General features: G+C 40.1%; 20 protein-coding genes. 1 reads left to right on the top strand and 19 read right to left on the bottom strand.

The window, feature by feature from the left end:
* Nucleotides 1-113: 113 nt before the first annotated feature.
* From BS1321_RS22495 to BS1321_RS22485, 3 genes are all read right to left on the bottom strand, one after another.
* Nucleotides 114-1,166: an NAD(P)H-dependent glycerol-3-phosphate dehydrogenase gene (locus tag BS1321_RS22495; RefSeq protein WP_063233203.1), complete on the bottom strand. Its 1,053-nt coding sequence runs from the start codon at nt 1,164-1,166 to the stop codon at nt 114-116.
* Nucleotides 1,167-1,182: 16 nt separating this feature from the next.
* Complete coding sequence (gene der, locus BS1321_RS22490) at nt 1,183-2,493, bottom strand: ribosome biogenesis GTPase Der (RefSeq protein ID WP_063233202.1); 1,311 nt, start codon at nt 2,491-2,493, stop codon at nt 1,183-1,185.
* 501 nt (nt 2,494-2,994) lie between these two features.
* On the bottom strand, nt 2,995-3,615 hold the full coding sequence (locus BS1321_RS22485) for a YphA family membrane protein (RefSeq protein ID WP_063233201.1): 621 nt from the start codon (nt 3,613-3,615) through the stop codon (nt 2,995-2,997).
* A 113-nt stretch (nt 3,616-3,728) separates the two neighbouring features.
* Between BS1321_RS22485 and BS1321_RS22480 the strand changes: the two genes are divergently transcribed.
* Nucleotides 3,729-3,860, top strand: coding sequence for a YpzI family protein (locus BS1321_RS22480; protein ID WP_069981702.1), 132 nt, complete (start codon nt 3,729-3,731; stop codon nt 3,858-3,860).
* Between the two features lie 65 nt (nt 3,861-3,925).
* On the opposite strand, the gene fni is transcribed toward BS1321_RS22480, so the two are convergent.
* The 16 genes from fni to BS1321_RS22400 form a co-directional block, all read right to left on the bottom strand.
* The gene (gene fni / locus BS1321_RS22475; protein ID WP_063233342.1) at nt 3,926-4,972 is read right to left on the bottom strand and encodes a type 2 isopentenyl-diphosphate Delta-isomerase; all 1,047 of its coding nucleotides are present in this window, start codon (nt 4,970-4,972) and stop codon (nt 3,926-3,928) included.
* Nucleotides 4,973-4,991: 19 nt separating this feature from the next.
* Nucleotides 4,992-6,131 (bottom strand): 30S ribosomal protein S1, encoded by a 1,140-nt coding sequence (rpsA, locus tag BS1321_RS22470; protein ID WP_063233200.1) that lies wholly within the window; start codon nt 6,129-6,131, stop codon nt 4,992-4,994.
* Between the two features lie 215 nt (nt 6,132-6,346).
* The gene (locus tag BS1321_RS22465; RefSeq protein WP_063233199.1) at nt 6,347-6,928 is read right to left on the bottom strand and encodes a lysophospholipid acyltransferase family protein; all 582 of its coding nucleotides are present in this window, start codon (nt 6,926-6,928) and stop codon (nt 6,347-6,349) included.
* 2 nt (nt 6,929-6,930) lie between these two features.
* Nucleotides 6,931-7,605: a (d)CMP kinase gene (gene cmk / locus BS1321_RS22460; RefSeq protein ID WP_063233198.1), complete on the bottom strand. Its 675-nt coding sequence runs from the start codon at nt 7,603-7,605 to the stop codon at nt 6,931-6,933.
* Nucleotides 7,606-7,983: 378 nt separating this feature from the next.
* A complete protein-coding gene (locus BS1321_RS22455) occupies nt 7,984-8,169 on the bottom strand; it encodes a YpfB family protein (protein ID WP_048681726.1) in 186 nt (61 codons plus the stop codon).
* 66 nt (nt 8,170-8,235) lie between these two features.
* Nucleotides 8,236-8,895: a flagellar brake protein gene (locus tag BS1321_RS22450; protein ID WP_063233197.1), complete on the bottom strand. Its 660-nt coding sequence runs from the start codon at nt 8,893-8,895 to the stop codon at nt 8,236-8,238.
* 164 nt (nt 8,896-9,059) lie between these two features.
* Nucleotides 9,060-10,415 (bottom strand): germination protein YpeB, encoded by a 1,356-nt coding sequence (ypeB, locus tag BS1321_RS22445; RefSeq protein WP_063233196.1) that lies wholly within the window; start codon nt 10,413-10,415, stop codon nt 9,060-9,062.
* A gap of 14 nt (nt 10,416-10,429) precedes the next feature.
* Nucleotides 10,430-11,269 (bottom strand): spore cortex-lytic enzyme, encoded by an 840-nt coding sequence (sleB, locus tag BS1321_RS22440; RefSeq protein WP_063233195.1) that lies wholly within the window; start codon nt 11,267-11,269, stop codon nt 10,430-10,432.
* Nucleotides 11,270-11,394: 125 nt separating this feature from the next.
* A complete protein-coding gene (gene prsW, locus BS1321_RS22435) occupies nt 11,395-12,081 on the bottom strand; it encodes a glutamic-type intramembrane protease PrsW (RefSeq protein ID WP_063233194.1) in 687 nt (228 codons plus the stop codon).
* 97 nt (nt 12,082-12,178) lie between these two features.
* Nucleotides 12,179-13,144, bottom strand: a complete 966-nt coding sequence (locus BS1321_RS22430) for an asparaginase (RefSeq protein ID WP_063233193.1) — start codon at nt 13,142-13,144, stop codon at nt 12,179-12,181.
* 26 nt (nt 13,145-13,170) lie between these two features.
* Nucleotides 13,171-14,139, bottom strand: coding sequence for a YpdA family putative bacillithiol disulfide reductase (locus BS1321_RS22425; protein ID WP_063233192.1), 969 nt, complete (start codon nt 14,137-14,139; stop codon nt 13,171-13,173).
* Nucleotides 14,140-14,291: 152 nt separating this feature from the next.
* The gene (locus BS1321_RS22420; RefSeq protein WP_048681753.1) at nt 14,292-15,569 is read right to left on the bottom strand and encodes a Glu/Leu/Phe/Val family dehydrogenase; all 1,278 of its coding nucleotides are present in this window, start codon (nt 15,567-15,569) and stop codon (nt 14,292-14,294) included.
* 268 nt (nt 15,570-15,837) lie between these two features.
* Entirely contained in the window at nt 15,838-16,413 is a 576-nt protein-coding gene (locus BS1321_RS22415; RefSeq protein WP_063233191.1) for a genetic competence negative regulator, read from the bottom strand.
* 91 nt (nt 16,414-16,504) lie between these two features.
* On the bottom strand, nt 16,505-17,398 hold the full coding sequence (locus BS1321_RS22410; RefSeq protein ID WP_063233190.1) for a MerR family transcriptional regulator: 894 nt from the start codon (nt 17,396-17,398) through the stop codon (nt 16,505-16,507).
* A gap of 98 nt (nt 17,399-17,496) precedes the next feature.
* The gene (locus BS1321_RS22405) at nt 17,497-18,312 is read right to left on the bottom strand and encodes a metallophosphoesterase (RefSeq protein WP_063233189.1); all 816 of its coding nucleotides are present in this window, start codon (nt 18,310-18,312) and stop codon (nt 17,497-17,499) included.
* A gap of 95 nt (nt 18,313-18,407) precedes the next feature.
* A complete protein-coding gene (locus tag BS1321_RS22400) occupies nt 18,408-18,866 on the bottom strand; it encodes a YpbF family protein (RefSeq protein ID WP_063233188.1) in 459 nt (152 codons plus the stop codon).
* Nucleotides 18,867-18,892: the final 26 nt, after the last annotated feature.

Below are 18,892 nucleotides of genomic sequence, written 5' to 3'. Positions count from 1 at the left end.
CGAGGTCAAATTACTAGTTTACTTTCGTTGCATTGTATGCTGATACACGGCAAGGCGCATCATCAAATGCCTAATTTAATGAAATTCTTTTATAAAAATCAACAGATTGTAGGTTAATCCTGCTGCCTGCTATCCAATATGTTGAAAAGTTCTTCCATCTCATTCGTTTTTGAACGATTCATCAAAAGGTCAACTGCCTTTTTCACTTCTTCCCCATTGAATAAAACATCGTACAGGGCTTCAGTGATCGGCATGTTCACTTCGTACTTTTGAGCTAGTTGAAAGGCAGCTTTAGTGGTTCTGACACCTTCAACGACCATACCCATGTTTTCCAAAACTTCTTCAAGCTTTTGCCCTTTTCCAAGCATATTCCCAGCTCTCCAATTACGGGAATGGACGCTTGTACAAGTGACGATCAAGTCGCCAATCCCAGCTAAACCTGAAAACGTTAATGGGTTAGCCCCCATGGCCACCCCTAGACGGGATATTTCAGCCAATCCTCGTGTCATTAATGCAGCCTTGGCATTATCCCCGTAGCCTAAACCATCCGTAATGCCGGCAGCCAAAGCAATGATGTTCTTTAATGCCCCTCCGATTTCAACACCTATCAAGTCCGGATTTGTATAAACACGGAAATTATTATTGATAAAGATGTCCTGAACCCTTTCGGCAGCTTTCATATTCTTTGAAGAAACGGCAACTGTTGTCGGGTGACGTAGACTGACTTCTTCTGCATGACTCGGTCCTGAAAGAACCACTATATCTTTAAGCCAATCCGCCGAAGAGACTTCTTCAATCATTTCAGATATACGAAGCAAGGAATCAGGTTCAATCCCCTTACTTACATGAACGATTGTCAATGGCTTATCATGAGCCTCTTCAATCTGACCAAGCACTTCCCGGTAGGCTTTGGTCGGCACAGCCAAAATTATTATTTCAATCCCGACCAATGCTTCCTTAATCGAAGAATAGCCTTTAATCCCCAAAGGCAATTCAATCCCAGGCAAGTATTTTTCATTCGTATGATTTTGATTTATTTCATTGATTTGTTTCTGATTATGTCCCCATAATCTCACTTCATGCTGGTTATCAGCGATTACGAGCGCTAAAGCAGTTCCCCAGCTCCCAGCTCCAATCACTGCGATACTTTCTTTATCTTTCACCATGTTATAACCACCTTTACTATTTCCTCTGGCGTCCAAAAATTCGTATTGGTGTTCCTTCAAAACCAAAGGCATCCCTAATTCGATTTTCTAAAAATCTCTCATATGAGAAATGCAATAACTCCGGATCGTTAACGAATACAACGAAAGTTGGCGGCTTGATAGCTACCTGAGTCGTATAATAAATTTTCAAACGGTTGCCATTATGTGTCGGTGTCGGATTCATCGCCACGGCATCCATGACCACTTCATTCAATACATTTGTCTGAACTCGGATAGCATGATTCTCACTAGCCTGGTCAATGACCGGTATTAAGGTATGTGTCCGTTTTTTCGTTAAGGCAGAAAGATAAATGATTGGCGCATAATCCAAGAATAGGAAATGGGCACGGATCTTTTCTTCAAAATCCTTCATCGTTTTTTCATCTTTCTCGATGGCATCCCACTTATTGACGACGATGATGACCGCCCTACCCGCTTCATGGGCATATCCGGCAATTTTTTTATCCTGCTCACGAATACCTTCTTCAGCGTTCAGGACCACAAGAACAACGTCTGAACGTTCAATTGCCCTTAATGCACGAAGTACGCTATATTTTTCCGTGCTTTCATACACTTTACCTTTTTTCCGCATCCCTGCTGTATCAATAATGACATATTCTTTGCCATTGTATTTATAAGGAGAGTCAATCGCGTCGCGAGTCGTACCTTCAATATCACTTACAATGACACGTTCTTCACCTAACAATGCATTGACCAGTGATGATTTACCTACGTTCGGTCTTCCAATCAAACTGAATTTAATGACATCATCAGCATAATCCTGGCCGCTGAATTTAGGGAAATGTTTGGCCGCTTCATCCAGAAGATCACCAAGACCAAGTCCATGAGACCCGGAGATCGGGAATGGATCGCCAAAACCTAACGCATAGAAATCATAAATTTGATCTTTCATTTCTGGGTTATCGACTTTATTTACTGCAAGGACAACTGGCTTCCTCGATTTATAGAGTATCTTAGCGACTTCTTCATCAGCAGCCGTTACCCCTTCACGACCATTCGTCATAAAAATTATCACATCGGCTTCGTCGATGGCAATTTCAGCCTGCTGGCGAATTTGTTCTAGGAACGGCTCGTCACCGATATCAATTCCACCTGTATCAATAATGTTAAAATCATGTGTCAACCATTCACCAGAACTATAAATCCTGTCCCGAGTTACTCCAGGAACGTCTTCGACAATCGAAACCCGTTCTCCAACTATCCTATTAAAGATTGTCGATTTTCCCACGTTCGGACGACCGACTATCGCAATTACCGGTTTTGGCATTGCTATTCACCCTTTCTGCTACTATATCTCTGTCAAAGTCACGAAATTCATGAATGCATTTATTACGGTTGCTTTGCATTATTGATTTTCATTATTTCCTTTAAAAGGAAAAGGCTGTATCCATCATCATTTAAAGGAATCTTTCATCAGTATGAAAATCCCAACTGATGTTCAGTTAATCTCATCTAGTATTCACGGGCAGTTTGTCCACTTGACGCCCCAGTTCCTAAGGTGACGTGAAGCTGAACCCTCTGCATGCTCAAACTTGATTATAATCAGCCCAAAAAAATGAAGAAAGCTTCGACATACGGCTTCCTTTTTAATTGTTTAGAGCATTTTACGATTTATCTACAGACCTCTAACTATCCTATAGTAACAAATTTCTCGCCAATCAACAATGATTGTATGAATAAAAGCCTTCCAATTCCAATTGGTTCCATTTATACTTCTGCCTTTTGATAAAGCGGCTAATACCCCATACCTACTTTTCCAACATACTCTTCATTGATTAAAATTCTCTTTTCCTTGTTTTGATAAAAATCTCGATTGGGATATTAAATAAATGTATTGGCCAACCAGTTCCAACATTCTCCACAGTATGTTTGCGCCCAATACCAGAACTGCATTATCATGCCATGCGTAAGCAAGTGCCACATAAGGTAAAGAGTGGTAAGCAAGCAATCCAGCATATATGATATCTCCCATCATCATCCCAATTAAAAGGACGAACAATCGATGTTTCCAATTTTTAAAAAGTAGTAGGATAAGATAATTCAGGAAAATACACAAAAGATAAGAGGGTTTCATGATAAGCCATATCGGATCAAGCAAAGAAAAAAGTTGAAAACTAGCATAAGCGAGAGTGATAATAAGACTTCCGCTGATCAGTTCCATCATCTTGATGATTGATTTCTTCCTAATATACACACACAGTATAAAGAAAAGATACGGACCGCTCAAATGCACGGAAACCAAGGGAGCCTCCAGTTTATAGCACGCTAATACCATAACGGCTAATAGATGAAAAATAAAATCAAAACGAAAGGGAACCGTTTTCGGAATAAAAAACATGACAATGACCCAAACTATCCATGAAATCCAATAAAATATAATTCCATCCATGCTGCCGTCCCCCTTTTAGGAACATTATGGCTTGTTTATTCAAAGTATAAACGTAAAGCACGGCATTTGATGAGGAAAACCTTCCCCCTACCATTTAAAAAGGAGGTGTGAACATGGGAAAAGATCGGCAAGAGAAGAAATTGAAAGAAAGTAAACGGGTGGAGTCCGACAGGGACCAATCGCTGGATCATAAAGGGGCAACAAGAATGGAAAGCCCTGAAGAGGCACGAAAAAGGAATAGTTAAGTCTATTCCTGAACAAAAAGAAGCATCTCAATTCGTTTCAATTGAGATGCTTCCTTTGTGGTCATTCATTTAGCATAAGCCGAACAATCAATGCCTCTTTGAGATAACCAATGATAGGTATTTCCTTTGATGACTAATTTCGATTTCCTTAGCTCTGAGATATTAGCGCACCCGAGTGCAGTCATGATGACCTTCAAATCTTCATGTATGTAATTTACTTCTTTAATCAATTTTTCCAAGCCCAACTCTTTATAGAGCTTGAGGAAATGTCCGGCCAATCCGACACCTTTCGCTCCTAATGCCAGGCTTTTTGTAATTTCCAAAGGGCTTTGAATGCCACCCGACCCAATGACTGATAACTGTGGTGAAACATTAACTGCTTCGACAATCGAAGCGGCTGTCGGTATGCCCCATTCATTAAAATATCCGAGTATTTTTGCTCGTCTTTCATTCTCGATTTTAGCAAAATTCGTTCCGCCAAACCCGCCTACATCAATAATCGAAACACCCACGGAATGTAATTGCTGCACCGTTTCCATACTCATCCCAAATCCAACCTCTTTTACGATGACAGGAATTCCGATCGTTCTGCTGATTTTTTCTATTCTCGAAAGGGTACCCGCAAAATCCCTGTCCCCTTCAGGCATCGTCAATTCTTGGATGACGTTAATATGTATCTGAAGGGCATTGGCCCTGATCATTTCGATGGCCCGCTTAGCCTGTTCGACTGTTGCTTCACCACCGAGATTACCAATCAACACACCATCAGGATTTTCCTTCCTTACAACTTTAAAGGAAGCTTGCTGGCTAGAATCCTTGATAGCTGCCATTTGCGATCCTACCGCCATGGCGATTCCTGTTTCCCGTGCAGCAATGGCTAGGTCACCATTCAATTTTTCGGTTTCAGGGCCTCCGCCTCCGGTCATGGCATTTATAAAAATTGGCGAACTTAATTCAAGTTCGCCAACTTCTGATGTGAGGTTCACATTATTCAAGGAAATACCTGGTAAGCTTTGGTGAATAAACGAAATATCTTCTAGTCCTGTTTTATGCTGCTGTCCTGTCTTTAGCGCAAATTCTATATGATCTAATTTTCGTTGTTTTCTCTCCAAGGCCATCACCATTATTATCTTATTTTAGTTTTTTCAATTGATCACCGATCATTTCACCTAGCTGAAAGCCCTTCGATTCTTCAGGGAGCTCATAATCTGATGTGTTGTAATTGGATTGAGGTTCTTCAAGTTCCTTAATGCTCAATGATAGACGTTGATCCGTTTCATTGACCTCCAGCACTTTCACTTCCACAGACTGGCCTTCTTTAAGTACTTCTTGCGGTGTGGCAATATGCTTGTGTGAAATCTGTGAAATATGGACAAGCCCTTCTACTCCTGGAAAAATCTCCACGAAGGCACCGAAAGAAACAAGGCGTTTAACGATACCTTCCAGTGTAGAGCCTTTGGCCGCTTTTTCTGCAATGCCTGCCCATGGTCCCGGAAGGGTATCCTTAATGGAAAGTGAAATCCTTTCATTATCACGATCGATGGATAGTACTTTCACCTGCACCTTATCCCCTTCGGAAACGACATCGGATGCCTTGTCGACATGCTGATGGGAAAGCTGGGAAATGTGGACAAGGCCGTCTACGCCTCCAATATCCACGAAGGCACCAAAATCGGTAATCCTTTGGACCACGCCCTCAAGCACTTGCCCGCTTTCAATCTTATCCAAAACGTTTGCTTTTTGCTTTTCCTTTTGGTCTTGGACCACTGCCCGATGTGAGAGGATTAAGCGATTCTTGTCTTTCTCAAGCTCAACGATCTTGAATGTTAAAGTTTTGTTTTTGTAATCAGAAAAGTCTTCAACGAAATAGTCTTCTACTAGAGAAGCTGGAACAAAACCACGTACGCCTAGATCTACAACAAGCCCGCCTTTGACGACATCTTTAACTTCAGCCTCAAATACGTCTCCATTTTCAAATTTCAATTCCAGGTCATCCCATGCTTTAAGAGCGTCAATTTTACGTTTTGATAGAATGAGAGCTTCTTCTTCGACTTTAATTACTTCCAGCTCCAATGCATCACCTTCCGAAACGGCATCTGACGCCTTTTCGACATGCAGGCTTGAAAGCTCGCTGATAGGTATGATTCCATCAGTCTTGCTGTTTTCCACATTGACAATGACCTGTTTTTCTTCTACCTTCGAAACGGTTGCTTTAACTTGATCCCCAACTTTGTAATTGTTCACTTCTACCTGGTTCATATCTTCTGTCATTACTAACTCCTCCTTAACCCATGACTGATCAGCAAATTTCCTCTTCATCGGCCACATATTTTATTTAAAGTGGTTCAATAAAAACACTTTCCTAATAAAGATAAAAACAGTTTTTTTAGAGTAATAAAATTTATATTCCCTTTCATTCGCAATAAGGAACAATACCCTTATTTTATAAATTCTAACAAAATCAGAAAATTGTCAAGTATGAAGGACTATTTATGCTCGGAAATCAATTTCCCAATTTGGTCCATGATGATTTTTGTAGCTTCATCGGCTGATATTTTCTGTTCGCGATATTCGGTAAAATTTATTGGAGGACCGTAAACGACTTTCAACGGACGCAAAAATTTATATGGGCCGATGATTGCACAGGGTATGATAACGGCATCAGACCGCAACGCGAAAAATCCAGCACCCGCCAAACCTTCTCCCAATTCACCAGTCTTGCTTCTGGTTCCCTCGGGAAACAGACCAATCGCCTTGCCCTCCTTCAAAAGCTTTAAACCTTTTCTAAGGGATTCACGATCGCTATTGCCCCGCTTGACCGGAAAAGCATTCACTCTGGGTAATATACCCTTTAAAACAGGTGCTTGAAACAACTCTTCCTTCGCCATGAAATGAATATCCCTTGGAGATGTCATACCAACTACAGGCGGATCCAAATTATCAATGTGATTGGCACAGATCAATACTCCGCCCTCTTTAGGGATATGTTCCTTTCCGAGCGTCTTAACCCTATACGCAGGCGTTAAAACGCCTTTTACGACGTTTTTGGCAAATGTGTAAAAATCCAATTTTATCTTTTCCTCTCTTCTATTAAAGACATGATACTTTCTGCAACTTCCTGAATCGATAAAGAAGTCGTATCAATTTCGATAGCATCTGCCGCCTTTTTCAGGGGCGATACCTCGCGTTCCGAGTCTAGCTTGTCCCTTGTTGCAATTTCTTCCCTTAATTTTTCGATATCTGATGGAAAACCTTTCAATATATTTTCCTGATGCCTCCGCTGTGCCCTTTCATCCACAGAAGCGATTAGAAATACCTTTACTTCGGCGTTTGGTAAAACATGCGTACCGATGTCCCTGCCATCCATGACGACACCGCCATTTTCACCAAAGATTTGCTGCCTGCGAACCAATTCTTCCCGGATGCTCCGATGCTTTGCCACTTCCGAAACGGAACCAGTCACTTCATTGTTCCTGATTTGGGCTGTCACGTCCTCATTATCCAAGAACACCAACTGTCCATTTTCACTTGGTCTTAATTCGATTTCTGTATTGATGAGAACTTCAGATAATGCTTGTTCATCATCCAGGCGAATCTTTTGATTAAGGGCCTTATAGGTAAGCGCCCTGTACATTGCACCTGTATCCACATATATGTAATTGAACTTTTCTGCAACAATTTTAGCAACCGTGCTTTTTCCAGCAGCTGCTGGTCCATCGATTGCGACTGATAATTTTTTTTCCATAAATCCTCCCAAGAATCCTACAATCATGCTGATTATTTAGTACCCTTTCATTTTATCACAACTAGCGGGAAAATCATTAATAAAAGGGATGTGTACGTTCAAAATCACCGTTGTTCTTTTTTTTGATCACTACAGCCATCAAAAGTTTTCCTTAATTGAAAATCTTCATACAAAAAAAGCGGATCACCGCTTCAGACTGTAGACAAATTTGAAGAAAAACGAGTTAGCCTGCAGTTTTTTATTATACGTGCCAGTTGATTTCAGAAATCCGGTCCCTTAGTAAAAAACATGAAGAAAAACAAGTTTATTTTAAAATCATGGTTCGGGGAGAGCATTCCGAATCTCCTTTTATCGACAAACTGAAGCGGATCACCGCTTTTACTTATGGGTCCCATTGAATGTTTCAATGATTTTCGTATAATTATTGCTAGTGACACCTTCATACCTCGAGAGCTTGGTCAAATCAAAGATTTGATCCTCCCTGCTCAAAAGGAACTGGAAAAAAAATAAGCAGGCTAATTGGATGATGATCACTTTAATTAATAGTCTTTCAAATGTTTTCAAAAGCCGCACCCTCCATCTGTTTATATTAGCAGTATGGATGGAATCGCTGATTTTCATTCAATCATGTTAAACATACAAGCCTTTTTTCTTTAAATCGACCTGCTTTTCAAATATAAATCTCATTAATGTCTGTACATCATTTTTTGTAGGTTCAAGAAATTGGACGTGCAGCAGCATATTTCCATGTTCTTTCTCCGTTACGCGAATGACTTTGCTTTTTAACCTTAAATAATGAATTTCACCTGATTTTAGCGTAAGCGCCATCCACAGGTATAATTGCGAAACCGATTGTATATTAGTGCCTTTTAAAAGCCTTATGGAAGCTCCGCCTGCACTGATATCCTCGGTTAATGCGCGAAAAGGGGTAAACTCGGAATGTTCTGGATGAACGGCTGTATCCAAGGTTACATGCAGGCGCACGTATTGCCTCCGTTGGATTTTCACAAACGCTTCTGCTTCGGGCAGTAATAGTTGCATCATGGTTATTCTACCTTTCACTTTTCCAAGCACTTCAGAATCGAATACATAAACAGCCTGCTCTTCATTGGAAAATGTGACATTCAAGTGTGTCCCATCCATGAGGAATGCAATTTTTCCAGTCTCTAAATTGATTGGAAAGTCCGTATAGACACACCCCGTTCCCATTTCGACAACCATACAATTGAACTTTTCCTTCTGTGATGGATATTTCGGTTCGAGCATTAATATATCACCAATTTTAAACATCGTCGTCCACGTCCTTTTTGATAGGAAGAAAAACACATAATATTACCCATTAATTTTCTCATATAATCCAATAATCATTTAAGTTATTATTTCATGAAATAAGAAAAAGGGAAAGTGACTAAGCACATTTCCCTACAACTAATGATTCATGATAACAATTTAAATTAAATTAAATTCTCGTATACCGGTTCGGAATTCTTTAATTTATCCACCTTTTCTTCTTGACCGGTATCTGCATTAATGAAAATACGGTAGGTATCATCTTTAATCGTACCGAGAAATTCATAACAAAGAACTTCTTCACCAATATCATTGGTGATTAACGCCTTTCCTTCTTCCATTATTTTTACATTACTGTTGATTTTGTCCTTAGCTTCTTTCTCGGATATGTTTGGATTCCCTATTTCCCTGGTTTTATGTGATTTTAAATACTCGTCGGCTGAAAATCCTATAACGGATCCATCATCCAATGCGATTTTGACCTTGACTGAATCAGGATAAATCTTGACGCCATTTTCTGATGTCACGAAATTCAATAATGCAATATTATCGTACTGAGCACTTTCAAATAATTCAAGTGAACTGAAATCATGTTCCTTTAAAAAATCTTCGGCTTTTGTATAGGCTTGATTCAAATCAATATTTGTTTTGTTCACGTCCCTATTATTTATATACCAAATAGGATAACCGCCTTTTTTTGTCAAATCCATATTCAATTCGGTATCGGAACCTTTATCGAGGATACTGACACTATAAAATCCATAATCGGAACCTTTTCCATTTTCTTCAACATTCACCTGCAAATTTTCGCTTTTTGAGTGTGCATAGTTTTTTGCCGTCGCAATTGCTTCTTCCTTTGTAATGGTTTCACCTTGCAAATTTTTGAAGTTCTCATCCCTCTGTTGTGCGGAAGTAAAAGTCGGATTCATCTCATTCGTTTCCCCGTACCCAGATACTTTTTTCTCTACCGTCTTTAATCCGTCGATGATCGTGTTATCCGAATTTTCTTTCCCTGATGCAAGAGCCATTTCGACATCCATCCATCTTAAATTGTTTTTAAGGACCAGATACTGCACTTTTCTTAACTCACCCTGGATGTCCGCTGCCTGTGTGTACAAGGATTGTAGAGTCGCATATTCCTTATCATTAAGTGGTTCTTTTTCAAGGTCACGTACCGCTGTTTTATAACTGAAGTCCGCAATTTTTGCTAAGAATTCCTCTGTCTTATTAAATGGAAGCAAGGTCAATGGCAACTGCCCGACATCACTTTGGGCTTCGGAAGTGATACGCCAAACATCTGTTAAAGCCGGACTTAATGAATAACGTGAATTCATAGCCAAAGTACTGCCGACCTTATCGTGCAATAAATCTACTTGATAGCTTAAATCATGAAAGGCTCGCTGATACGTATTTTCCGCGTTGATTAATACAGCATTTTTTTCCTTATGTTCTTGATAGCCCCAGAATGCAGTTCCCGCAACAACTACAACAAGCAGGGCAATCACTATATTCCTGATCATTTCCCTTCACCTCTTTACTTACAAAAGATATGTTTTCCGATTCTTTTAATTTGTTGTCTTGACCAGATCCATTTGCTTGTTGCCGTATCGGGATTAAAATAATATTCTGCATTACCGCTTGGATCCCACCCATTAATAGCATCCACCACGGCTTCTTTCGCCCTTTCGTTCGGTGTCAGCCAAATCTGTCCATCTGCAACAGCCGTAAAGGCCCCAGGTTCAAAAATCACTCCCGAAATGGTATTAGGAAAGGCAGCACTTTCCACCCTATTCAGTATTACTGCTGCAACGGCAACCTGACCTGTATATGGCTCCCCTCGTGCCTCTCCATAAACAGCATTGGCCATCAGCTGTATATCGTTTTGAGAATATCCTCCTGGAAGATTGGCTGATGTCGTTGTTTTGGAAGGGGCCTTACCGGAAGTGGTCCCTCCAGACGAAGATCCATTTCCTTTCGTTTTTACCTGTTTCTCAATGGGGACTCCCCCATAATAGGTGAACTCGTTCCCTTTATTGATCTGTTCATGAACAAATTGTTTATTGAAATTAGAGGCATTCGTCAACTTCTGTTTTGTTGTAGTCCCTGCCAAACCATCGATTGGAAGACCGAAATCTTGTTGGAAGTTTCGAAGAGCCCAATAGGTGCCCCATCCATAGACTCCATCAATCTTTCCATTATAGTAACCGATGTTTTGTAGGCGTGCCTGCATTTCAATTACATCATCACCAACCGCACCCTTTTGAATGACTTGGCTCGAAAAGGCATTTGTTCTTGTTTCCGGGTAAATTCCGAAACAAATAGTTATACACGAAAACAGCAAAAGCCATTTCCATTTTGACGAAATTCCTTTCATCAAAAACACTCCTCTTTTTCTTGAATTAATGTAATTCTATTTTCTTCTTTACCGGCTTTTTTATTCCAAACATAAAAAAAACGGAGCGGGCAAAATATGCCAGCACTCCGTTTTGATAATATTCGTCATTTGCTGAGGTAATGATTTTGTGAAATTTTTTCTGCGTGAAAGTCAGACAACAAACGTGCTTTCTTTACTTTTTTCATGCCTAACCACCATAGATAAATCATGAATGGCATGATAAAGTACACCCATAATTTTTGGGAAACTAAAATATAATCGTAAACCCCATGTAACGAAATTGGTATGATCAATGCCAATAATAAATAGACCCTATTATTCGAAGCCGAAAATTTCGCCTTGCCCAAATAATATCCCATGATTACACCGAACAAAGCATGACTGGATACAGGGAGAACGGCCCTGAGAAAAGCGTGTTCCACCCCGTTGGCCAGCAGGTACAAAATATTCTCCATTGTAGCGAATCCAAGGGAGACTGCAGCTCCGTAAACAATCCCATCATATGGCTCATCGAATGCCACATGCTGATAAATAACATAAATGAGTATGAACCACTTGAAGAATTCCTCAAGCAGTGCAGCCCATAAAAAAGCATTTGCTAAATCGGTATTCAAGATATGTTCGGTTTCGAGCACATACTGTATGAACATAATCGGCAATACAAGGAATACACCGAATAAAAATGTTTTGACCACAACCGATATCGGTTCGGTTTCATATTGATCTTTTAAATAGAAATAGCTCAGTAGCGCCAATCCTGGCGCAATGGCCGCTGACAACATGACCAGCATTAGCTGACCCTCTTTTCATCTTCTTTTCCTTAATCGTACCATGGATTGAAGAAAAACTGAATCCAAGAATCAAGTCTTCCAAATTTTATTTAATCCTTCAATACTTAAAGAAGGTCTCATCCATAGGATTTTCGCTTGCCAGCATGACAGCTAATTTAATTCGAGCCTTCTTGCTGTCATAATCAGCGCCTAATATCACACCGCGTTGTTTTAAATCAAATGCGCTACCTTCATAATCATAAGCTGGGTAAACTTTTCCTTCTTCTGCACTTGTAGTCATGATGATCGTTATGCCTTTATCGATTGCAGCTTGTATGGAAGTTACCATTACAGGGGTAACTTGTCCCCTTCCTACACCCTCGAGCACAATGCCTTTCGCTCCGTTTGCAACCGCAGCATCAATAAAGAGGCCATCAGCGCCTGTATGGCACTTGATGATATCCACCCTGGGGATACTTTTCTGAATATCATAACACTCCCTATGTAAAGGTTTTTGATAGATGCTGACTACATCATTATCAATTATCCCCAAATAACCATAGCCAAAAGATTCGAACCCCTGCAAATTGGAAGCATGCACTTTTTTGACATACTTTGCTGAATAGATCCGCTCATTAAAAACGACCACTACGCCAACATCCCTAATAAGATCACTCGCAGCGCATAATATCGAATTCCTTAGATTGGAATATACATCAGTGCCCACCTCTTGAGGAGACCGTTGGGAGCCGGTTAATACGATTGGACGTTGATCCTTACTCGTGACATCAAGGAAATATGCCGTTTCCTCAAGTGTATCCGTACCGTGGGTCACGACGATTCCCGTAACTTCAGGATCCTCCAGTTCCTTTTGAATGGCTGATTTAAGCTGTTGCATTTTCTCAAAGGACATGGACATGCTTGAAATCTGGAAAAGATCAACCACTTTAACCTCGATATCGTTGGGCAATTCGCAAAGTGATGCCAACTCATGGCCAGTCAATGCACCAGAGGCCAACATACCATTCGCAGTTTCTTTACTGGCAATAGTCCCACCAGTCGTTATTAATGATATTTTTTCCATACGGTCCCAGCTCCTCATTTATATAATTATTTTTCTTTAACAGCCAAATGATAAGCAATCAATCCACCATGAAACCTGCCGTTCTCGATGAAGATTTCGTTCGCATTATTTCCAGCTGCCAGAACTCCTGCAATATAAAGACCTTTAACGTTCGTCTCCATCGTTTCCTCGTTATATGCAGGCCTTCCAGTCTCCTTATCAATAGTAATGCCCATTGAAGCTAAAAAGGAATGGTCAGGATGGTAACCAGTCATAGCAAATACAAAATCATTTTTAATAACTTTATCCTCATCACCTACGTGATAGAGAACGCTGTCTTCCGTTACCCTGTCAACATTCGCATTAAATTCCATCTTGATCGTTCCATTGCGGACTAATGATTCAAATTCCGGAAGAATCCAAGGTTTGATACTTGAAGAGTAATCCGATCCTCTATAAAGGACTGAAACCCTTGCTCCTGATTTGACCAATTCCAGTGCTGCATCCACACTTGAGTTTTTGCCACCGATGACTGCAACATCACAATTAAAGTAGGGATGGCCCTCCTTGAAGTAATGAAACACTTTAGGGAGCTGTTCACCCGGTATGCACATATAGTTAGGATGATCATAGTATCCGGTCGATATGATCACATGTAGAGCTGTATAGTCACCTTTCGATGTTTTGACTAAAAACTTCCCGTCTTCTCGTTTTTCCACCTTTTCCACTTTTTCGAATTTATTGACCCGCAATTCTTTCCTTCTGACTACCTCCCTATAATAGGCTAGCGCCTGATTGCGGACCGGTTTACGGTTTTCGATTATAAAAGCGATATCACCAATCTCCAGCTTTTCACTCGAACTGAAAAATGTTTGATGTGTCGGATAACGGTAAATGGAATCAACCACATTGCCTTTTTCAATGATCAGGGACTGTATTCCCACTTCTTTAAGAGCGATTGCAGCAGCCAATCCACAAGGGCCCCCACCTATGATAATGACTTCTTCAACATTCATCTTTATTCCACTGCCTTTCCATGCACTATGTAATTCGTTCGTCTAAAAAATAAAAACTCCTATCAATACATGATAGGAGTTTTTACAAATCATTTCAATGATAATGCAATGAACATGATTTTAACTATAAATTTATACATGATTTGAATCTTTTAGATCCAACCACGGAAGCGAGAAGCTTCAGCCATTTTTCTTACACCAATCATATAAGCCGCTAGGCGCATATCAACACGTCTTGATTGTGCAAGTTCATAAATGTTATTAAAAGATTTCACAAGGATTTTTTCCAGCTTTTCGTCCACTTCTTCTTCAGACCAGTAATACCCTTGATTATTTTGTACCCATTCGAAGTAAGAAACCGTTACACCGCCAGCAGAAGCAAGGACATCAGGAACAAGAAGGATTCCGCGATCCGTTAGGATTTGTGTCGCTTCAATTGTTGTAGGTCCGTTAGCTGCCTCGACAACGATTGATGCTTTGATATCAGCAGCATTTTCTTCAGTGATTTGGTTTTCAATTGCCGCCGGAACTAAAATATCACATTCCAATTCAAGCAGTTCTTTATTTGAAATTGTGCTTTTAAACAATTTCGTTACGGTTCCGAAACTATCTCTCCGATCGAGAAGATAATCGATATCCAATCCTTCTGGATCATGAAGAGCACCATATGCATCCGAAATCCCAATGACTTTAGCACCTGCGTCATGCATGAATTTAGCCAAGAAACTACCTGCGTTACCAAAACCTTGAATGACGACCCGTGCCCCTTTAATATCGATGCCGCGTTTCTTGGCAGCTTCATTGATACAAATGGTTACACCTTTAGCGGTGGCTGATTCACGGCCATGAGAACCACCAAGTACTAGCGGTTTACCCGTAATGAAACCTGGCGAGTTGAATTCATCCATACGGCTGTATTCATCCATCATCCAAGCCATGATTTGAGAATTTGTAAATACATCAGGTGCCGGGATATCTTTAGTCGGCCCCACGATTTGACTAATTGCGCGAACATAGCCCCGGCTCAGCCTTTCAAGCTCACGGAATGACATATTACGAGGATCACAAACGATACCGCCTTTTCCCCCGCCGTATGGCAAATCAACGATGCCGCATTTCAAACTCATCCAAATGGATAATGCCTTCACTTCACGTTCAGTTACATTAGGGTGAAAACGGATACCACCTTTTGTAGGCCCAACAGCATCGTTATGCTGTGCACGGTAACCTGTGAAAATTTTAACCGAGCCATCATCCATGCGGACCGGTATCTTCACCGTTAATAAACGCAATGGTTCCTTCAACAGCTCAAAAACTTCTTCCGGGTAACCCAGCTTATCCAAAGCTTTATGTATTACAGTTTGGGTAGACCTCAGTACGTCGTGTTTTTCTTCTTCATTTACATGGCTATTGCCTTTTGCCGATTCCATTAAAAGTACCTCCTAGAAAATCTCATCCATATATAAAATTATAATGTACAAATAGTCCTCTTCATGTGCTAGTATACACCTTCGTTACATTTATGCAAGAGTAAAAATGGGAATTTAAAAGTTGGAAATATTCTAAAAATGAAAACGTTATCATATCAACTGTTTTCTTACTCTTTTTCCGTTTAGCTTCTTCGGCAGAAAGTTGAGACAAATAAGGCAAACCGCATTGTTTTACCATAATGTGGCTGCCTTGTCTCATTCGTTTTACTCAGCTAAAGTGTTTGAGCAAAACATGTATCGCTTCATTTTCGATTATACATGTTCCATATTCATTGATGCGGCTGAGTGTCAATGTAGATGCATGGCCATACTCAGCCGCTAAAGATATGACCGTGTCATAGGTCGTGTCTTTAACATTTTCGATAAGTAAATAGTATCTTTCCTCAAAATGATAAAGAGTACTCTTAAGCAAACCTTGAAAAGATAATCTAAGAGATAATTGGACGATATCTTCAAAGTCATTGAAAACATACAGAATATGGGGGAAGTCATCAATTTTCACTTGTAAATCCAAGAATTCCTCTTCGTCAGTCAATAATTCCTCTTCGTCCTTTGTCACAATGATTATCAACCCTTGAGCAGGCAAGGAGAAAATTTCGATTGCAATGGAACCACTCATTTTAAAGCTGAGTTCTTCGCACGCTTCTTCGACCATATCCTGAAATAGCTTGTGGACCTTTAAGGAATTCCCTAAAATATCTTCTTTTGTTATACCTCTATCAATTAAATCATCAAGGGTCAAAAAAATCTTGATTTTATTATTAGTTAATCGCTCCAGCTTCATAAAAAAATGCCCCCTGGTTACCATCTTCATACATCATATGAAGCCTTGGTTGCAGGGTGCATATCCATTATTTCTCCTAAGCAGTCTGCCGCTAACCTTTCAGCCATTCCTCCCATTTAGATTGCGTGTCCCCCATTAAAACTCCGCTGAAGGCCGTACGGTTTTCTTCGGAAATAAGGCTCAGCGCCGCACCGCCAAGACCCACCTTCAAATCCGGGAAATCCTTTATTAACGCTTCAACCAGCCTAAATGTTCCATCAAGATTCTCTTTCAGTGAACATGACATGAATAGGTAAGAGGGCTTTATGATGTTTAATACGGTGAAAAGGTCCTTATCAGCAATGGATTCACCTAAATAAATGGTTTCATACCCTTTTCGCTTCAAAAAAATGGTGAAGACCAACAGTCCAAATTCATGTTTTTCACCGGGAGCACAAACGGTAAGGGCTTTCGGAAGAAAACCATTAGTCGGAATCGTATGCATAACTGAACTGATTCTGGATTTTAGGATGTTCGACGCAAAGTGTTCATGAGCGGAAGTAATTTCCCCTCTTTCCCACTTATCCCCAATCTGAATTAATATTGAACCGAGTACATCAACTATGGTTTGTTCGATTGTATACATGCTGAATGCTTGGCTTATCAGCATATGGGCTTTATTTTCATTGAAATTCAATAGAGCTTCAATTAATTCATCCGATAACTTAATCGCTTGTTCATCCTTACGATTCGTTTCTTGAACTCCAGGCGCTAGAGTGCCGGTACTTTCGAGAAGTGAAACAGCTTGGCTTATTGTAAAACCTTGCTTTGTTTTATTAATGAGCCACTTAAGGATTTGCAGATGTTTTTCTGTATACAGCCGGTGCCCTGATTCATTCCTGACAGGTTCGATAATTTTATAGCGCCTTTCCCATGCCCTAAGGGTTCCCGACTGAATGTCTAGCAGTTTTGAAACTGCCTTTATATTATATTTACCTTCTTGCATGGTTTTACAAGGCCTCCAATAACTGTACGATCATTTGTTGAAATTATAGTGGATTTTTCAAAGTCTGTAAAATCCCGATATGCTCAATCAAAAGCAGCCTAATAGGTTTTTTCCACAGCTTCGCCTATTTCAGTGTCTGTCCCCCTTTTCAGGGTGAAGAGGTGTGTTTCCGGCTTAGCCTCAAGCCTTAAAGGCACTGCGCTTGTCCCATAGCCGTTACTCGTCATATATAAACAGTCCCCCTCTTTTTTAATGCTGCCGATCTGATAGGGCCCGAATCCTAATATGCGAATCTGCCCGCCATGGGTGTGACCTGACAGGACGAGACTAATATGGTGTTCTGGAGTCAACTGTTTCTTGACCAATGGATTATGGCTCACCAAAATCCGAAAATCTTCATTCCCGCAATCCGACAGGGCAAGGTCAAGCCTATCACGTTCTTCCGATATATCATCAATGCCCAGAAGAGCGATTTTACTGCCATTTTGAGACTCAAAAGAAACAGCAGTATTATCAAGGATTTTCACACCGTGTTTCAAAAGAGTCGCATCCAATTCATGGAAGTCTCCTTCATAATCATTATTACCCCAAACAAAATATAGGGGACCAAGTTCTTTTAGTTTCAATATATTTTTTTCCACACGTTCTAAGGGAACCCCGCTTTCCCTAATGTCACCGCCGATTATCACCAAATCTGTCTTGTCACGAGCGTCCTCAATTAATTTGTCCGCAACGATCCGTCGATGAAGATCGGATATGAAAAAAATCCGAACATCGCCAAAGCCTTCAGGAAAGTCTTTGAAATATAAGTCTTGAAAAATCAACCTATCTTGCATTGCCGTACGCCACATGTAAATAATTGTGGCAAATAACAGCAGAATGATGACTAAAAATAATCCAGATAACCATAACATCTTAGTTAAACCTTCTTTCCATCCTTATCCCAAACGTACTTTCATATAACCATAAATCCATATTACCCGCAATTAAATATGATTTAACGCGATCATCATTTATTTTCATGATATAAGTTAATATCATAATTCTTCTTCATCATTTCAAAAACCTTATGGCGGCTTTTCCATTCTTCCTCTTTTTCCCACAATTGCTTACTTTTATTAATGATTTCACAGCGTAGCAGTTGAAACTCCTTTTCAGCTTTATCAAGCTTTTTTTTAATTAAAACCATATATCCATATAGACCAATTGCTGCCGCCAAAAAAAGGAAATGGCTAAAATGGTCGACGAAAACACTAAACATACTGAAAAAGGAATAGGAATAAGGTACAACGATATAAAAATAAAGATAAATCATAAAAAGGGCAGCAACAATCATGGTCGCCCATAAGCTTTGAAGGTGTTTCTTTTTAAGTGCCTCGAATTTTTTCTTTCGATCCACGACATTCTGCAGCATTTGTTTTGTTGCTTGATCCGTTTTCTCATCCAATAAAATGATTGTCGATTCCATCGCATTTCCTCCTCTACTCTTTCAAA

Source organism: Peribacillus simplex NBRC 15720 = DSM 1321 (genome assembly GCF_002243645.1).
In the GTDB taxonomy this organism is placed as follows: domain Bacteria; phylum Bacillota; class Bacilli; order Bacillales; family DSM-1321; genus Peribacillus; species Peribacillus simplex.
Note: the sequence above shows the minus strand (reverse complement) of the source record. Positions and strands in the feature narration are given on the sequence as shown.